General features: G+C 64.8%; 15 protein-coding genes. 10 read left to right on the plus strand and 5 right to left on the minus strand.

Annotation, left to right across the window (positions count from 1 at the left end):
* Window positions 1-542: 542 nt before the first annotated feature.
* A complete protein-coding gene (locus ACUCV0_RS07125) occupies window positions 543-1,283 on the minus strand; it encodes a 4'-phosphopantetheinyl transferase family protein (RefSeq protein ID WP_482212377.1) in 741 nt (246 codons plus the stop codon).
* A 387-nt stretch (window positions 1,284-1,670) separates the two neighbouring features.
* On the opposite strand from ACUCV0_RS07125, the gene ACUCV0_RS07130 reads away from it, so the two are divergent.
* On the plus strand, window positions 1,671-3,017 hold the full coding sequence (locus ACUCV0_RS07130) for a dicarboxylate/amino acid:cation symporter (RefSeq protein ID WP_271655540.1): 1,347 nt from the start codon (window positions 1,671-1,673) through the stop codon (window positions 3,015-3,017).
* Between the two features lie 403 nt (window positions 3,018-3,420).
* Here ACUCV0_RS07130 and ACUCV0_RS07135 read toward each other — a convergent pair whose 3' ends face one another.
* From ACUCV0_RS07135 to fabA, 3 genes are all read right to left on the minus strand, one after another.
* A complete protein-coding gene (locus tag ACUCV0_RS07135) occupies window positions 3,421-4,635 on the minus strand; it encodes a sugar MFS transporter (protein WP_271655539.1) in 1,215 nt (404 codons plus the stop codon).
* Window positions 4,636-4,889: 254 nt separating this feature from the next.
* Window positions 4,890-6,107 (minus strand): beta-ketoacyl-ACP synthase I, encoded by a 1,218-nt coding sequence (gene fabB, locus ACUCV0_RS07140; protein ID WP_059315640.1) that lies wholly within the window; start codon window positions 6,105-6,107, stop codon window positions 4,890-4,892.
* A gap of 11 nt (window positions 6,108-6,118) precedes the next feature.
* Window positions 6,119-6,634 carry a 3-hydroxyacyl-[acyl-carrier-protein] dehydratase FabA gene (gene fabA, locus ACUCV0_RS07145; protein ID WP_007160484.1) on the minus strand — a complete coding sequence of 172 codons (516 nt, stop codon included), beginning with the start codon at window positions 6,632-6,634 and terminating at the stop codon, window positions 6,119-6,121.
* Between the two features lie 376 nt (window positions 6,635-7,010).
* Here fabA and ACUCV0_RS07150 point away from each other — a divergent pair, with 376 nt between their 5' ends.
* From ACUCV0_RS07150 to ACUCV0_RS07175, 6 genes are all read left to right on the plus strand, one after another.
* Window positions 7,011-8,045: an NAD(P)H-dependent glycerol-3-phosphate dehydrogenase gene (locus ACUCV0_RS07150; RefSeq protein WP_059315639.1), complete on the plus strand. Its 1,035-nt coding sequence runs from the start codon at window positions 7,011-7,013 to the stop codon at window positions 8,043-8,045.
* Between the two features lie 31 nt (window positions 8,046-8,076).
* Complete coding sequence (locus ACUCV0_RS07155) at window positions 8,077-8,376, plus strand: DUF4389 domain-containing protein (RefSeq protein WP_482212378.1); 300 nt, start codon at window positions 8,077-8,079, stop codon at window positions 8,374-8,376.
* Complete coding sequence (gene sixA / locus ACUCV0_RS07160; RefSeq protein ID WP_482212379.1) at window positions 8,373-8,828, plus strand: phosphohistidine phosphatase SixA; 456 nt, start codon at window positions 8,373-8,375, stop codon at window positions 8,826-8,828. The genes ACUCV0_RS07155 and sixA overlap by 4 nt, the downstream gene beginning before the upstream one ends.
* Window positions 8,829-8,848: 20 nt before the next feature.
* Window positions 8,849-9,292, plus strand: a complete 444-nt coding sequence (locus ACUCV0_RS07165; RefSeq protein ID WP_482212380.1) for a hotdog fold thioesterase — start codon at window positions 8,849-8,851, stop codon at window positions 9,290-9,292.
* Window positions 9,293-9,320: 28 nt separating this feature from the next.
* Window positions 9,321-10,202, plus strand: a complete 882-nt coding sequence (locus ACUCV0_RS07170; RefSeq protein WP_482212381.1) for an alpha/beta fold hydrolase — start codon at window positions 9,321-9,323, stop codon at window positions 10,200-10,202.
* Window positions 10,203-10,322: 120 nt separating this feature from the next.
* The gene (locus ACUCV0_RS07175; RefSeq protein WP_482212382.1) at window positions 10,323-11,018 is read left to right on the plus strand and encodes a DUF4892 domain-containing protein; all 696 of its coding nucleotides are present in this window, start codon (window positions 10,323-10,325) and stop codon (window positions 11,016-11,018) included.
* Here ACUCV0_RS07175 and ACUCV0_RS07180 read toward each other — a convergent pair.
* Complete coding sequence (locus tag ACUCV0_RS07180; protein ID WP_237140527.1) at window positions 11,015-12,205, minus strand: CynX/NimT family MFS transporter; 1,191 nt, start codon at window positions 12,203-12,205, stop codon at window positions 11,015-11,017. The two genes, ACUCV0_RS07175 and ACUCV0_RS07180, sit on opposite strands and share 4 nt — an antisense overlap.
* 343 nt (window positions 12,206-12,548) lie before the next feature.
* Between ACUCV0_RS07180 and selD the strand changes: the two genes are divergently transcribed.
* From selD to ACUCV0_RS07195, 3 genes are all read left to right on the plus strand, one after another.
* Complete coding sequence (gene selD, locus ACUCV0_RS07185) at window positions 12,549-13,583, plus strand: selenide, water dikinase SelD (protein WP_482212383.1); 1,035 nt, start codon at window positions 12,549-12,551, stop codon at window positions 13,581-13,583.
* Between the two features lie 5 nt (window positions 13,584-13,588).
* Complete coding sequence (gene mnmH, locus ACUCV0_RS07190; protein WP_482212585.1) at window positions 13,589-14,683, plus strand: tRNA 2-selenouridine(34) synthase MnmH; 1,095 nt, start codon at window positions 13,589-13,591, stop codon at window positions 14,681-14,683.
* Window positions 14,684-14,761: 78 nt separating this feature from the next.
* Window positions 14,762-15,052, plus strand: coding sequence for a hypothetical protein (locus ACUCV0_RS07195; RefSeq protein ID WP_007160474.1), 291 nt, complete (start codon window positions 14,762-14,764; stop codon window positions 15,050-15,052).
* The last annotated feature ends 966 nt before the right edge of the window (window positions 15,053-16,018 follow it).

Here is a 16,018-nt window from a genome sequence, read left to right on the forward strand (position 1 = left end):
CTGCGCGACAACTGCCGGTCGCGCCTGTACCAATGAAGATTCCAACGAAAAGCCGTACCGGCACCGATTCCCGAAGGAAGCGGCGGGCGGGGTCCAGGGACCCTGGAAATTCATAATTCGGGCACAGGATAAGCCCTCCTTGTTAGGGAAGACAGTCTTGACAGAGGGGTGTTTCGCCGTCCCAGGCCAGGCCGACGAACTGCTATATATGGTGGTGTGGGGGTGAGAAGGCCACTAGATGTCGCGTTTGTCACGTTTCTGGCTGTGGATAAGGCGTGGATAAGCTGTTCAGGGATAGGGGGTATCCTGGGGGTGGTGCCAGGCCAGTGCGCGCAGACGCTGGGGTCAGAGCCGGGTGGTCAAATAACGTACAACCTCACGGTCGACTCTTACCAAAAGCGGCAAGGGATATACCGGTTCGCTATGAGTACTTTCTTCACCAGAAGAAAACGTTCGATAGCCACTGCGACGTTCTGCCCCGGGGAAGGAGCGGACAGCCCGCCGGTGATCGGCATCGCCTCCTTATATACAGAAGGCTGCACTCAGGCGCGGGGTGCCAGCAGGGTCAGCAGGCGGCCCGCTTCGTCCAGGCGGAAACGGCCCTCCAGCTGTGTACCCGCCGTCCAGCGCGACGACAGCTCGATCAACAGCCGGATGACGAAGGTCCCCCGGCTGTCCGTGGCGAGGATCTCGGCATCCTGGAAGAAAAACATCTGCCGCACCTGTGGATGGAGTGCCTTGAACAGGCTCTCCTTGGCGGAAAACGCCAGGGTGATGGCGAATGCCTGCCGTTCTTCATCCAGCGGCTGCAGGCGCTTCTGTTCGGCCGGGGTGAGGATCTGGTCGGCCAGGCGTAGTGCCTTGGTCGGTTCGAGCAGGGTTTCGACGTCAAGGCCAACGCCCAGGTACTCCTGGGCGCTTCCCACCGCGGCCGCGGCCCAGCCATGGCCATGGGTGATGGCGCCCACGTGGCCAGCCGGCCAGACGGGGCCACGATCCTCGGCGCGATGCCCCGGAACGGCGCTGGTGCCGCTCAGGCGTCGCAGCGCCTCCCGGGCGCAGAGGCGACCGGCCAGGTATTCGGCCTGACGCTTGGCCACGGCGCGCCGGATATTGTCCGGGGGCAGGGCGCCCAGGCGCAGGGCGTCACGCTCGACGCTCACCAGAGCGGGATCGAAACGGCAATGGATCAGCTCCAGCGAGGCCAGCTCCGGGCTCAACGGCGGAAGCGGTTCGGGCGTCGTACAGCAACCTGGCAGGTGCGCGAGCGGCAAGGTGCTCATCACAGCCGGCTATCTGGGCCAGAGGTGGAAGGCAGCGAAAAATTCACGGCAGGCTCCGACAAAAAGGCGCACAAAGGATAGCCGACTACCGGCCGGTGCTGGCGGAAAACCGCCCCGGATGAGGGGGGATTTCCGCCCGTTTTCATCGGATGGCGGGGTTCCGCCGCTACGCGACAACTAGACTTTCGACTGAAAGGTGCATGAAAGCTGGCGCTTTGATTGCGAGCCGGAAAGTGGAACGGCGATTGCTTATGTCTAGCAAGATGCTGGTGTCACCGTCGTGCGGCCGCCAGATCCACAACAAAAAGCTCTCAGGATGAGAGAGCCAACATCAGTCAGGTGCCCACTCGGACAGGACGTCAGGTAGTGGTCACAAGGGAAAGAGCCATGACAGCAACCGTCGACACAACAACTACTACCGCTCCCGCGCCCAAGCGACCCGTCAAGCAGCCTCTCTACAAGAGCCTCTATTTCCAGGTGATTCTGGCAATCGTCCTGGGTATTCTGCTCGGCCACTTCTATCCTCAGACCGGCGCCGCCATGAAGCCGCTGGGTGACGGCTTCATCAAGCTGATCAAGATGGTGATCGCGCCCATCATCTTCTGCACCGTGGTGACCGGTATCGCCGGCATGCAGAACATGAAGGCCGTGGGCAAGACCGGTGGTATGGCGCTGCTGTATTTCGAGATCTTCTCCACCATCGCGCTGCTGATCGGCCTGATCGTGGTCAACGTCGTCCAGCCGGGCGCCGGCATGAACGTCGACGTCAGCACCCTGGACACCAAGGGCATCGCTGCCTACGCCGCTGCCGCCGAGAAGCAGAGCACCATCGACTTCCTGCTGAACATCATTCCGTCGACGGTCGTCAACGCCTTCGCCACTGGTGAGATTCTGCAGGTCCTGTTCTTCGCCGTGCTGTTCGGCTACGCCCTGCATCGCCTGGGCGAGACCGGTCAACTGGTGTTCAACTTCATCGACCGTATCTCCCACGTCTTCTTCAACATCATCAACGTCATCATGAAGCTGGCCCCCATCGGTGCCTTCGGTGCCATGGCGTTCACCATCGGCAAGTACGGCGTCGGCACCCTGGTGCAGCTGGGTTACCTGATGGCCTGCTTCTACATCACCTGCGTGTTGTTCGTGCTGCTAGTCCTGGGCACCGTGGCGCGTATGCATGGCTTCAGCATCCTCAAGTTCATCAAGTACATCCGCGAAGAACTGCTGATCGTGCTGGGTACCTCGTCTTCCGAGTCCGCCCTGCCGCGCATGCTGACCAAGATGCAGAAGCTGGGTGCCGAGAAGTCGGTGGTTGGCCTGGTGATCCCCACCGGCTACTCCTTCAACCTCGACGGTACTGCCATCTACCTGACCATGGCCGCCGTGTTCATCGCCCAGGCCACCAATACCCAGATGGACATCACTCACCAGATCACCCTGCTGCTGGTGCTGCTGATCTCCTCCAAGGGCGCTGCAGGCGTCACTGGTAGCGGCTTCATCGTGCTGGCCGCCACCCTGTCCGCCGTCGGTCACGTACCGGTCGCTGGCCTGGCGCTGATCCTGGGTATCGACCGCTTCATGTCCGAAGCCCGCGCCCTGACCAACCTGGTCGGCAACGGCGTGGCCTCCATCGTGGTCGCCAAGTGGTGCGGTCAGCTGGACGAGAAAACCCTGCAGACCGAACTCGCTCGCGGCCCGAACGCGGTCGAGGTCGAGGAAGCTCGCCAGACTGCCTGACCCTGGTGCGAGGGCCGCTCCCGAGCGGTCCTCCAGCGCTACCGAAACGCCCGTATCGAGAGATGCGGGCGTTTTCTTTTGTGTGCGATTCGCCCAGGGCAGGGAGCTATGCCAGAGCAAGCGCATGCGGGTTCGCACCTCTGCCACACAGCGCTACCGGGCCTTGCATCGGCTAGTAGGCGGAATCAAGCGCAGGGCGCCAGGAGCGAGCCTTCTAGCTCTTTCTCGGTGAAGGATAGGGTGGCGGGAAGAGGTGGTCGATAACACGCGACAGTGGAGCGCAGCGCGCTATTCAGCGTGGTCGCAGACCTGTCGCAGGGGAGGGTTATGGCGCGAGGGAGAGGCGGGGGTATCGGCGGGAGGGGTTGAAGCGCTGGCAGGCCGCCAGCGCTTCGCGGGTAGATCAGCGACGCAGGGTGGGGCGGTAGCCCATGACGCCGTAGAACAGGATGTAGACGTAGCAGACCAGCGGGACCACGAAGGAGGGCAGCAGGCCGATGGTATCGGCGAAGAAGCCCTGGATGGCCGGCACCAGCGCGCCACCGACGATGCCCATGCACAGCAGGCCCGAGCCCTTGGAGGTGAACTTGCCCAGGCCCTTGAGTGCCAGGGAGAAGATGGTCGGGAACATGATGGAGTTGAAGAAGCCGATGGCCAGCAGGGCCCACATGGCGACCTTGCCACCTTGCAGCACGGCTACGGCCAGCAGCACGCCGATGGCGATGGCGTTGAAGGTCAGCACCAGGTTCGGCCGTACCTTGGTCATGATCACGCCGCCGATGAAGCGACCGACCATGGCGCCACCCCAGTACAGGGACAGGTACTTGGCGGCGGTGGCGGCGTTCAGGCCGGCCACGTCCGGGCTTTCCATCAGGCTCACCAGGTAGCTGCCGATGGACACTTCCGCGCCCACGTACATGAAGATGCCGACCACGCCGAGCAGCAGGTGACGATAGGCCCAGACGCTGCTGGCGGTCAGGGCGTTCTCGTCGGTGGCGTTGTCCTGCTCGGTGTCCTTGATCTGTGGCAGACGGAAGAGGCCGATGATCACCGCCAGGGCGACCAGCATGCCGGCCAGGATCAGGTAGGGCAGCTGCACCGAGTGAGCGGCGGAGTCCTCACCGACCAGGGCCAGGATGGTCACGGCGCCCACCAGCGGGCCGACGGTGGTGCCCAGGGAGTTGAAGGCCTGGGTCAGGTTGAGGCGCGAGGCCGCGGTTTCCGGCTTGCCGAGGATGGTGACATAGGGGTTGGCCGCTACCTGCAGCACGGTGATGCCGGCTGCCAGGACGAAGAGGGCGGTGAGGAAGAAGCCGTAGGACTGGGCACCGGCTGCCGGGTAGAACAGCACGCAACCAACGCCAGCGGTGAGCAGGCCGACGATGATGCCCTTCTTGTAGCCCAGGCTTTCCACCAGGCGACCGGCAGGGAAGGAGACGATGAAATAGGCGGTGAAGAAGCAGAACTGGATCAGCGAGGCCTGCAGGTAGCTGAGGGTGAAGACCGCCTTGAGGTGGGGGATGAGGATGTCGTTCAGCGAGGTGATCAAACCCCACATGAAGAACAGCATGGTGAGGACGATCAAGGGTCCGCGGTAGCTCTGGTTTTGATTGTGCATTGGGGCTCCATGGGTACAACAGTTTCTTGTCTCTGCCCGTGATGTTCGGACAGCGCTGTCTATGGCGGCTGCGCAGACACAGCGAAGCGGCGCGAGATTAAGCTATTCGCGCTGCTGAATCCATTCTTCCTGGAGGTTCGCAGGCGAAGTGCCGGCGCCTTCGACCGCGGGGCCCATGACCGGTTCAGCCGGGCAGGGAGCGGAAATGAAAAACGGCGCCAGAGGCGCCGTTCGGATCACACAAGCGAGGGCTATCAGCCCTGCCAGCGCTTGAGGACCAGGGTGGCGTTGGTACCGCCGAAACCGAAGCTGTTGCTCATGATGAGGTCCAGCTTGGTGTTTTCCTTGGTCTCGCGCAGGATCGGCAGGTCAGCGACCTCCGGATCCAGTTCGTCGATGTTGGCCGAGCCGGCGATGAAATTACCTTCCATCATCAGCATGCAGTAGATGGCCTCGTGCACACCGGCGGCACCCAGGGAGTGACCGGACAGGCTCTTGGTAGAGCTGATAGCCGGTGCCTTGTCGCCGAACACGGCGCGCACACCCTTGATCTCGGCCACGTCGCCCACCGGAGTGGAGGTACCGTGGGTGTTCAGGTAGTCGATCTCGCCGTCGACGGTGGACAGCGCCTGTTGCATGCAGCGGATCGCGCCTTCGCCGCTCGGGGCGACCATGTCGTAGCCGTCGGAGGTCGCGCCATAGCCGACGATCTCGGCATAGATTTTGGCGCCACGGGCCAGGGCGTGTTCGAGTTCCTCGACCACTACCATGCCGCCGCCGCCTGCGATGACGAAACCGTCACGCTTGCTGTCGTAGGCACGGGACGCCTTTTCCGGGGTCTCGTTGTAGTCGCTGGAGAGCGCGCCCATGGCATCGAACAGCATGCTCTGGGTCCAGTGCTCTTCCTCGCCACCACCGGCGAAAACCACGTCCTGCTTGCCGAGCTGGATCTGCTCCATCGCCAGGCCGATGCAGTGGGCACTGGTGGCGCAAGCCGAGGCCACGGAGTAGTTCAGGCCCTTGATCTTGAAGGGGGTGGCCAGGCAGGCGGAGACCGTGCTGCTCATGGTCCGGGTCACGCGGTAGGGACCGACGCGCTTGACGCCCTTCTCGCGCAGGATGTCCAGGGCTTCCATCTGGTTGAAGGTGGAAGCGCCACCGGAACCGGCGATCAGGCCGGTGCGGGGGTTGGAAACCTGGTCTTCGGACAGGCCGGAATCCTTGATCGCCTGATCCATGGCCAGGTAGGCGTAGGCGGCGGCATCGCCGACGAAGCGCTTGACCTTGCGGTCGATCAGTTCTTCGAGGTTCAGGTCGATGGAACCGGAAACCTGACTGCGCAGACCCATTTCGGCATATTCCGGATTGTGACGGATGCCGGCACGGCCTGCGCGCAGGTTGGCGGAAACGGTGTCTTTATCATTGCCCAGGCACGAAACGATACCCAGACCGGTAATGACGACGCGACGCATGCGAAAAGCCCTTAGAAGCTATCGGTGGAAGTGAACAGGCCGACACGCAGACCTTCGGCGGAGTAGATCTCGCGCCCGTCCACGCTGACGGTGCCATCGGCGATGGCCAGAATCAGCGACCTGTTGATGGTGCGTTTGATATGGATATTGTAGGTGACCTTCTTGGCGGTCGGCAGTACCTGGCCGAAGAACTTCACTTCACCCGAGCCCAGGGCGCGACCGCGACCCGGATTACCCTGCCAGCCAAGGTAGAAACCGACCAGTTGCCACATGGCATCCAGGCCCAGGCAGCCCGGCATCACCGGATCGCCCTCGAAATGACAACCGAAGAACCAGAGGTCGGGACGGATATCAAGTTCCGCCACCAGTTCGCCCTTGCCGTATTTCCCGCCTACCTCACTGATATGCGTGATCCGATCGATCATCAGCATATTCGGTGCGGGCAATTGGGCATTGCCCGGCCCGAAGAGCTCGCCACGGCTGCAGCGCAGCAAGTCTTCGTAGGTAAAGGCGTGTTGTTTGGTCATGCAAGCTCCTGTAGCTGGCCTAGATCCAGGCTCTGGCGACTCCAATGGTCGCTCTGGGTATGGCTTCGTGTAGCAATAGACTGTCGGGGCATCGGTAAAGTCACAGGCCAGCACCCCGCTCGTTAACGGGCCATTGTGCACTTTCCGCAGTCAATTCTCCATCCTGGGAGGCCGTTCAGGGTGTCGCGGGTCTCGGGCCAGCGAAGCGAGCAAGGCTGTGAAAGAGAGGTTTACCGGTGCTAAATAGGTATTTCTCAGCCGTTTTCAACACCGTTCGGCCGAAACGAAGCAGATCGTGAAGAGGCGCTAAGGCGTTCGCGCGGCTACCGTATACTGCCGACGAGGCCGCACGACCGCGGTGAAGACGAGAGTTTCGATGACAGTCCAATCCCCCATCGCTGTTCTGGGCGGCGGCAGCTTCGGTACCGCCCTGGCCAACCTGGTCGCCGAGAACGGTCTGCCGGTACGCCTGTGGATGCGCGATCCGCACCAGGCCGAGACCATCCGCCGCGAACGCGAGAATCCGCGCTATCTGAAGGGTATCAAGGTGCATGCTGCGGTCGAGGCCACCAGCGACCTGCAGGGCGCCATCGCCGACTGCGAGCTGATCCTGGTAGCGCTGCCGTCGAGCGCGCTGCGCCAGGCGCTGGCGCCCATCGCCCAGCAACTGGAGGGGCGTTTCCTGGTCAGCACCACCAAGGGTATCGAGGCACACTCCTTCATGCTGATGAGCGAAATCCTTGCGGAGATCGTGCCGCGGGCGCGCATCGGCATCATCTCCGGCCCCAACCTGGCCCGTGAGATCGCCGAGCATCAGCTCACCGCCACCGTGGTGGCCAGCGAGGATGAAGAGGTCTGTCGTCGGGTCCAGGCGGCGTTGCACGGGCGCACCTTCCGCGTCTACGCCAGCGCCGACCGCCTTGGCGTGGAGCTGGCCGGCGCCCTGAAGAACGTCTATGCCATCATCGCCGGCATGGCCGCGGCTCTGGCGATGGGCGAGAACACCCGCAGCATGCTGATCACCCGTGCCCTGGCCGAGATGACCCGCTTTGCCGTGCAGCGTGGCGCCAATCCCATCACCTACCTGGGCCTGGCCGGGGTAGGGGATCTGATCGTGACCTGCTCCTCGGAGAAGAGCCGCAATTACCGGGTGGGGCACGCCTTGGGTCGTGGGCTCAGTCTGGAGGAAGCCGTGGCGCAGATCGGCGAGACCGCCGAGGGCGTCAACACCCTGCGTGTGCTCAAGGAAAAAGCGGACGAGCTGGGCGTCTACATGCCCCTGGTCAATGGCCTCTATGCGATCCTGTTCGAGGGCCGCAGCCTGGGGCAAGTGATCGAGGCCCTGATGGGCGGTGAGCCCAAGACCGATGTCGATGTGGCGGACGCCGCCGAGATCCCGAGCAGGCTCTGAGCCGCTACACTGTCTGAAAAGAGGAATTTCCATGTCCCAACCCGTGCATTCCCGCGAGCTGCTAGGCCTGCGCCTGATCTGGATGCTGCTGTTCCTGTTCGTCTGGCTGGGTGCGCAGTACGTGCTGGCGGTGGTGGTGCTGGTACAACTGGTGGTGCGCCTGATAAAGGGCGAGGCCAATCCCGGCCTGACCGCATTCGGGGCCGCTTTGGGCGCCTATCTGGCGCAGATCGTGCGCTTCGGCACCTTCGCCAGCGAGGTCAAGCCCTGGCCCTTCGCCGATTGGCCGGCCGCGGACCAGCCCGACGACCGCTCCGCCACCGCGCCATGAAGCTCTGGCTGCTGCGGCATGGCGAAGCCGAGGCACGCGCGTCCAGCGATGAACAGCGCGAGCTGACGGCTGCAGGCCGCGCGGCGGTCCTGCGTAGCGCGGAACAGTTGCAGGGCAGTGGGGTGCAACGCCTTCTTACCAGTCCCTATGTGCGGGCGCGGCAGACGGCCGCCCTGGTGCAACAGCAACTGGCCTGGGCGGGCGATGTGTCTGTCTGTCAGTGGGCGACGCCCGACGGCGAACCCGAGCGGGCCCTGGCGGAGCTGGAGCGACTGGGCGTGGAAGAGCTGCTGCTGGTCACGCACAATCCCTTCGTCGGTGAGCTGGCCGGCTGGCTGCTGCACGGTCACCGGCAGGCGCCGGTGCCCATGGGCACTGCCTCTCTGCTGTGTCTGGAAGCGCCGCTGCCGTTGGCCGGCGGCTTCGATCTGGTCAGTCGCTTCGACGGCTGACGCCCTTTCAAGGAAAGAACATGAGCATCTGGCAGACCCTCCCGGATCCTGCGGACCTCGGGCGTCAGCTCGAGAACACCCTCGGCGAACACCTGGACATGCGCATCGAGGCCTGGGACGACAGCAGCCTGACGGCCAGCATGGTGGTGGACAGGCGTACCCATCAGCCCATGGGACTGTTGCACGGGGGCGCCTCGGTGGCTCTGGCCGAGACGGTGGGCTCCATCGCCAGCATGCTCTGCGTGGATCGCTCGTGCTATTACTGCGTGGGTCAGGAAATCAACGCCAATCACCTGCGCGGCGTACGTGCCGGCCGGGTGACGGCAGTCGCTCGCCCCCTGCATCTGGGGCGCAGCAGCCATGTCTGGGACATCCGCCTGAACGATGATGAGGGCCGTCTGACCTGCGTGTCGCGGCTGACCGTGGCCGTGGTCCCGCTGCAGCGGGACTCCTCTTCGACATGAACGGCGTGCGGTCGGCGGAGGTGCGGCCATGACGGCCCAGGTACAGGAATTGCGCCTGGAACTCGCCCATGTGGAGCTGAGCGCGCGGGTGTTCGGTCCGGAAGATGGCTATCCGGTGCTGGCGCTGCATGGCTGGCTGGACAACGCCATGACCTTCGCCCAGCTCGCGCCTCGGCTGCACGGCCTGCGTATCGTCGCCCTGGACCTGCCGGGGCATGGCCTGTCGGCGCATCGGCCGGCCGGGGTCGGTTACGCGATACAGGACTATGTGCTGGATGTGCTCGCCGCAGCGCGGCAACTGGGCTGGACCCGCTTCGGCCTGCTCGGGCACTCCATGGGTGCCATTGTGGGCGTCATCGCCGCCGCGGCCCTGCCGGATCACATCGAACGGTTGGCGCTGATCGATGGCCTGCTGCCCTACACCACGCCAGCGGCGGAGGTGCCGGAGAAGCTGGGCAAGGCATTGCTCGCCGAGCTTGAGCTGCCCAATCGCCGCAAGCCGGTCTATGCCACGGTGGAAGAGGCCGTGGCAGCGCGCTTAAAGGGGGCTCTGACGGTCAGTCGCGAAGCCGCCGAACTCCTCGCCGAGCGCGGGCTGATGGCCGTGCCCGGTGGCTACACCTGGCGCTCCGATCCCCGGCTGCGGCTGCCCAGTCGGATCCGGTTCACCCCGGAGCAGGCCGCGGCCTGCCTGAGCGCCGTGCGCTGCCCGACGGCGCTGGTGGTGGCCGCGGGCGGTCTCGTGGCGCCTCATGCCGAGGCCATGAGGCTGGCACGGGAGCAGCCGTGCTTTCGGCTCCACGAGCTGCCAGGCGGGCACCATCTGCATCTGGATGACGCCCAGGGCGCCCAGGCCGTCGCAGATTGTTTCAATGCCTTCTTTGCCGCCAGCACCGGGCCCGGCGAATAATGCGGGATGCCTAGCCATCCGTTTTACCTTCGCGCCGCTTTCGTCCAGCGATCCCTGCTGATTGGCCTGCTACTGTCCGTTGGCGCCGCGCAGGCAGCGGTGCTACCTGAAGTCGCCCCCATGGATCACGCCCAGCTCGTTCGGGAGACGGGGCCGGCGACCACTGAACGCCTCTATCCGCTGGGGCCGGCCAGCCGCATCGGTGGCCGCCTGCGGCTGGAAGATTCGCTGCAGGTAGAGGGCGAACTCCAGACCCAGACCTTCGAGCTGGCCAGTGGGCATCCGCCGCTGGCACGACTCGACAGCGAACGCCAGCGCCTGCAGCAACAAGGCGCGACCTTGCTCTACTGGTGCGAGGGGCGTGATTGCGGCGCCAGCAGCGTCATCGCCAACAGCCTGCTGGGCGAAGCCATGCTCTATGGACCTGACGATCAGCAGGGCCTGCTGGTGCTGCAACTCGCGGAGCCTCGGACGGTACTGACGCTCTATGGCATCACCCGCGGCAATCGCCGCGGCTATCTGCACGCAGAGCGGCTGCAGGCGAGCCAGCCATTACCGGAGCTGTTGCCGACCGCCGCCACCCTGCTCAAGGAATTGCAACGCGACGGCCAGTTGCTGTTGCCTGCCCTGGGCAAGGAGCCGGCGCAGCCCTGGATCGCGCGATTCGCCGCGGCCCTGGCACTCAATGGCGATGTGGCCGTGACCCTCGGCGGCGACCAGGCCGTGGCCTGGCAGAACGCCTTGCGCGACGCGGGCATTCGCGCGCCGCGACTGCAGACCGATGATGGCCGGGCGGCGGGTCTCTATCGCCGCTAGACGTCGTTGACGTAGCGGGTGCGACCTGCGCCCAGGCCGAACAGCGTTGCCAGCACGGCGATCACGGTAAACAACACGCCCATGGGCGCCCAGCCGTGGGTAGCGTCGTGGATGATGCCCACCAGCAACGGGCCCAGGGAAGCCAGGCTGTATCCTGCGCCCTGAGCCATGCCGGACAGCCGGCCAGCGGTTTCCGCATCGCGGGAGCGCAGTACCAGCAGGGCGAGCGCCAGGCTGAAGGTGGCCCCCTGGCCAAGGCCGAGCACTACCGCCCACAGCCAGAGACTGCCCAGGGGAGCATAGAGGCAGCCCAGCAGGCCCGCGAGGGTCAGGGTCATGGCCACCACGATGGCCAGGCGCTGGTCGTTGCCACGCGTTGCCAGCCAGGGCGCGGTGAGGGCGCTGACCAGTTGGGTCATCACCGAGCCGGACAGCATCAAGCCGGCCTGCACCATGCCCAGGCCCCGGTCCATCAGCAGGGTGGGCAGCCAACCGAAGACGATGTAGGCCAGCGACGATTGCAGACCCATATAGAGGGTGATCTGCCAGGCCAGGCGATTGCGCCACAGGGAGCTGCCCTGGCTTCGATGCGCGGCTGCCAGGGGCGGCTGGCGCAGCTGCGGCAGCCAGACCAGCAGGGCCACCACGGCGACCAGTGCCCAAATGGCCAGGGCAGGTTGCCAGTGGCCGTCGAAGGCCTCCGCCAGAGGTGCAGTCGCGCCAGCGGCCAGGGCGGCGCCGATGCACAGCATCATGGTGTAGAGCCCCATCAGCTGACCGGCCTGGGCCGGGAAGTCGCGCTTGACCAGGGACGGCAGGAGCACGCCCAGGATACCTATGCAGGCGCCGGCGATCAGGCTGCCGAGAAACAGGCCGGCGGGCGGCAGGAGACTGCGCAGGACGATGCCCACGGCGAGCAGGGCGAGAATGGCGCCCAGGGTGCGCTCGCTGCCCCAGCGACGGGCCAGGCGTGGCGCCAGGGGCGCGAACAGCCCCAGGCAGAGTACCGGCAGGGTAGTGAGCAGGCCAATGGCACTGCTGGACAGGCCCGTGCTGCTTTCGATCTGCCGCAGCAGGGGCGACAGGCTGGACAGCGCTGGCCGCAAGTTGAGGGCGATGAGCATGAGACTGGCGAGCAACAAGCCGCGCTGCCAGGCGGTAGAGGGTGAAATCGCTGGAGAAGACATGAGTGCTGCTATGACTGGGGAAACCGGCAATCCTAGCGCACTCTGGCCATAACGCATGGCGCTTCTGTTCGCTACCCTCTGCCGGGAAAAAATAGTTGGGTGGACCGGCTAAAAAATCGCCAGTTTGTCCATTGCCGCACCGCCGCTCACTTGTCCGGCGTCAGCGGAAGGTTTTCCACGAGGTTATCCACAGCAACTGTGGATTACCCTCGAAAAACAGCCCTTTTGCTTTGGCGGGCGATCTGTTAAGCGAGGCCATCCCCGCCAGCGAACGGGCATTTGCTACTATTACGCCCCTTCGCGCTGCCTGTCGAACGAGCGCCACCGCTGAACCGGAGTAACGATGACCGACCCCATTCGCCTCACCCAATACAGCCACGGCGCCGGTTGTGGTTGCAAGATCGCCCCCAAGACCCTGGAAACCATCCTGGCCGGCAGTGGTGCCCAGCACTTGGATCCGCGGCTGTGGGTGGGCAATGCATCGCGCGACGACGCCGCGGTCTATGGTCTGGATGAAGAGCGCGGGGTGGTGTCCACCACCGACTTCTTCATGCCCATCGTCGATGATCCCTTCGATTTCGGCCGGATCGCGGCCACCAATGCCATCAGCGACATCTATGCCATGGGCGGCGATCCGCTGCTGGCCATCGCCATCCTCGGCTGGCCGGTCAATGTGCTGCCGCCGGAAGTGGCGCGTGAGGTCATCGCCGGGGGACGGCGAGTGTGCGACGAGGCCGGCATTCCCCTGGCTGGTGGCCATTCCATCGACGCGCCTGAGCCGATCTTCGGCCTGGCGGTGACCGGGATCGTGGAAAAGCGTCACCTCAAGCGCAATGACACCGCGACCCTGGGCAGCCGCCTCTATCTGACCAAGCCGCTGGGCATCGGCATCCTCACCACGGCCGAGAAGCGCGCCCTGCTGCGGCCCGAGGATCGCCATCTGGCGCGGGATACCATGTGCCAGCTCAACCGTCCCGGCAGCCGCTTCGGGCGCCTGGCCGGGGTGACGGCGATGACCGACGTCACAGGTTTCGGCCTGCTTGGCCATCTGGTGGAGATGGCCGATGGCAGCGGCCTGACCGCCGAACTCGATTTCGCCGCCATTCCCCGTCTCGACGGGGTGGACTTCTACCTCCAGCAGGGCTGCGTGCCCGGTGGAACCGAGCGTAACTTCGACAGCTACGGCAGCCGCATCGCCCCGCTGGACGAGGCGCGTCGCCAGCTGCTGTGCGATCCCCAGACCAGTGGCGGGTTGCTGGTGGCCGTGGCCTCCGAAGGGGAGGCGGAATTTCTCGCCGTGGCCATGGAGCTGGGCCTGGTGCTGCAACCCATAGGCCGGCTGGTGGATCGACGCGCCCATGCGGTCGAGGTGGCCTGATGAGCCTGCGTGAGGATGCCCGCGATCTGCGGGCGCTGTTCCTGAGCGATGTCCCCCTGATCGATGTCCGCGCCCCCGTGGAATTTGCCAAGGGCGCCTTTCCCCAGGCGATCAACCTGCCGCTGATGAATGATTTGGAACGCCAGCGCGTCGGTACCCGCTACAAGCAGCAGGGCCAGCAGGCGGCGCTGCAGCTGGGGCATCAGCTGGTGTCCGGTGCAGTGAAGGAGGAACGCATCCAGGCCTGGGCCGATTTCGCCCAGGCGCATCCGGAAGGCTACCTCTATTGCTTCCGCGGCGGCCTGCGCTCGCAGATCAGTCAGGAATGGCTGCGCAGCGAAGGCGGTATCGCCTATCCCCGCGTGGTGGGTGGCTACAAGGCCATGCGGACCTTGCTCATCGAGACGCTGCAGCAGGCCCTGGCCGAATGCGGCTTCGTGGTGGTCGGTGGCATGACCGGCACGGGCAAGACGGAAGTGGTGGCTCAGCTCGACAATGCCGTCGATCTCGAAGGCCATGCCAACCACCGGGGGTCGAGCTTTGGCAAGCGCGCCACGCCACAGCCGGGCCAGATCGATTTCGAGAATCGCCTGGCCATCGACCTGCTGCGGCGACGCCACGCCGGGCAGGCGCACTTCGTGCTGGAAGACGAGTCGCGCCTGGTCGGTCGCTGTTCGCTGCCGCTGGAGTTGCACCAGGGCATGCAGCAGTTTCCGCTGGTCTGGCTGGAAGACAGCCGAGAAAACCGTATCGAACGCATCTTGCGCGACTATGTCATCGATCTGGCGGCGGAATTCATTGGCCTGCACGGGCCGGAGCAAGGCTTCGCACTGTTCGCCGAGCAGCTGCGCAAGAGTCTCTCTGGCATCGCCAAGCGCCTGGGCGGCGAACGCTTCCAGCGCCTGTCGGCTATCCTTGAGGCCGCTCTGGCCGAACAGGAGCGTTCGGGCGACGTTGCCGCGCACCGGGGCTGGATCGAGGGGCTGCTGGCGGAATACTACGACCCCATGTACGCCTATCAGCGCGAGAGCAAGGCGTCCCGGGTGATCTTCAGCGGCGACCAGGCCGCGGTGGTGAAGTTTTTACGCGCTCGGCGCTGAACAGCGCCGGCCGCTGGCGGTCTACGCTGCGGTTATCCGGCCGTATCGGCTGGTTGCAGGTCGCAAGGAGAAAGAGAGATGAAAGCGAAATTGGTTCCCGTCCTGGCCGCCACCCTGGCCGCCGTGGTGCTCGCAGGGTGCTCGGGCAAGGTAGTCAATCGCGACAGCTGCGCGGCCCAGACCCGTTCTGCCTGGCAGGAACTCGACCTGGCCAAGGCCGAAGGCTTTTCCGGCACGGTGAGTTATTCCAAGGCGCTGGCCCTGCTGTCCACCGCCAAGACCCAGCAGCAGGTCGAGGCCTACACCGGTTGTGTGAAGAACGCCGAAAAGGCGCGCTTCTATATTCGCGAGTCCCGCGCCGGTCGTTGAGCGATCACATGGCCAGGTATGCGTCCTGATCCAAAGCGACGTACACGTAGCCAGGCACGACGAATAGCGGCGTTTTGCCTTTCACCCCCTCAAGAATCGGCTTTTGCGGACGACAGCGTCGGTAGCTGTCATCTTGTTGGGGTATCGTATGAAAGGGATTGCGCGCTACCGCCTGGCCAATTGGCGAACCGCCACCAAGCTTGCCGTGGGTTTCGGCCTGGTACTGCTGCTGACCCTGGTAGTGGCCCTCCAGGGCGGCCTCGCGCTCAAGGATGTGGAGCATCGCTTCGGCTCGCTACGCGACATGGCCGCGATCAATCGGCAGGTCATGCAGGTTCGCGCCCTGGAGCAGGGCTTTCGCCTGACTGGCGAGGCGGCCCAGGCCGAACACCTGCGGCAGGCCTTGCCGGCCGTGCTCGACAGGCTGGGCCAGCTCGCTACTGAGCTGGGCACTACCCACGCGGCGGACCTCGATGCTGCCCGCGAGGCCACCAAGGCCTATGGCACTGCCTTCGGCGACTTCGAGCGCCTCAACACCTCGCGCCGTCTGGCCATGGAAGGCGCTGCCTTTCTGGTGGAGGGCGCCGCCAACAGCCTGGATATTCTTCAATCCGGCCTGCTGGATGACGGCGCCTACGCACTGAAGGAATCCGAGGGCAAGCAGGGCGCGGAACTCCTGAACCTGTCGCAGCAAGTGGGCGAACTCTATCGCCTGATGCTCAAGAGCCTCGACGAAGCCCAGGCGCGGGCGAGCAAGACCACGGTGGACGATCAGCCCCTGCCCTCGGCCAGCGCCGCGCTTGACCTGCTGGCCAAGGTGGAGCCACAGCTGAGCGATCCGGCCTATTCCTCGGTCATCCAGGACGTCTCCACCAATATCAAGGAATTCATCCGTCGCCTGGGTGACTATGCCGCCGCCCTGGCCCAGGAGCAGACCGCAGGCGCACGGATGACCAGCCTGGCCGA

It is taken from the genome of Pseudomonas sp. VMV1 (assembly GCF_056790235.1).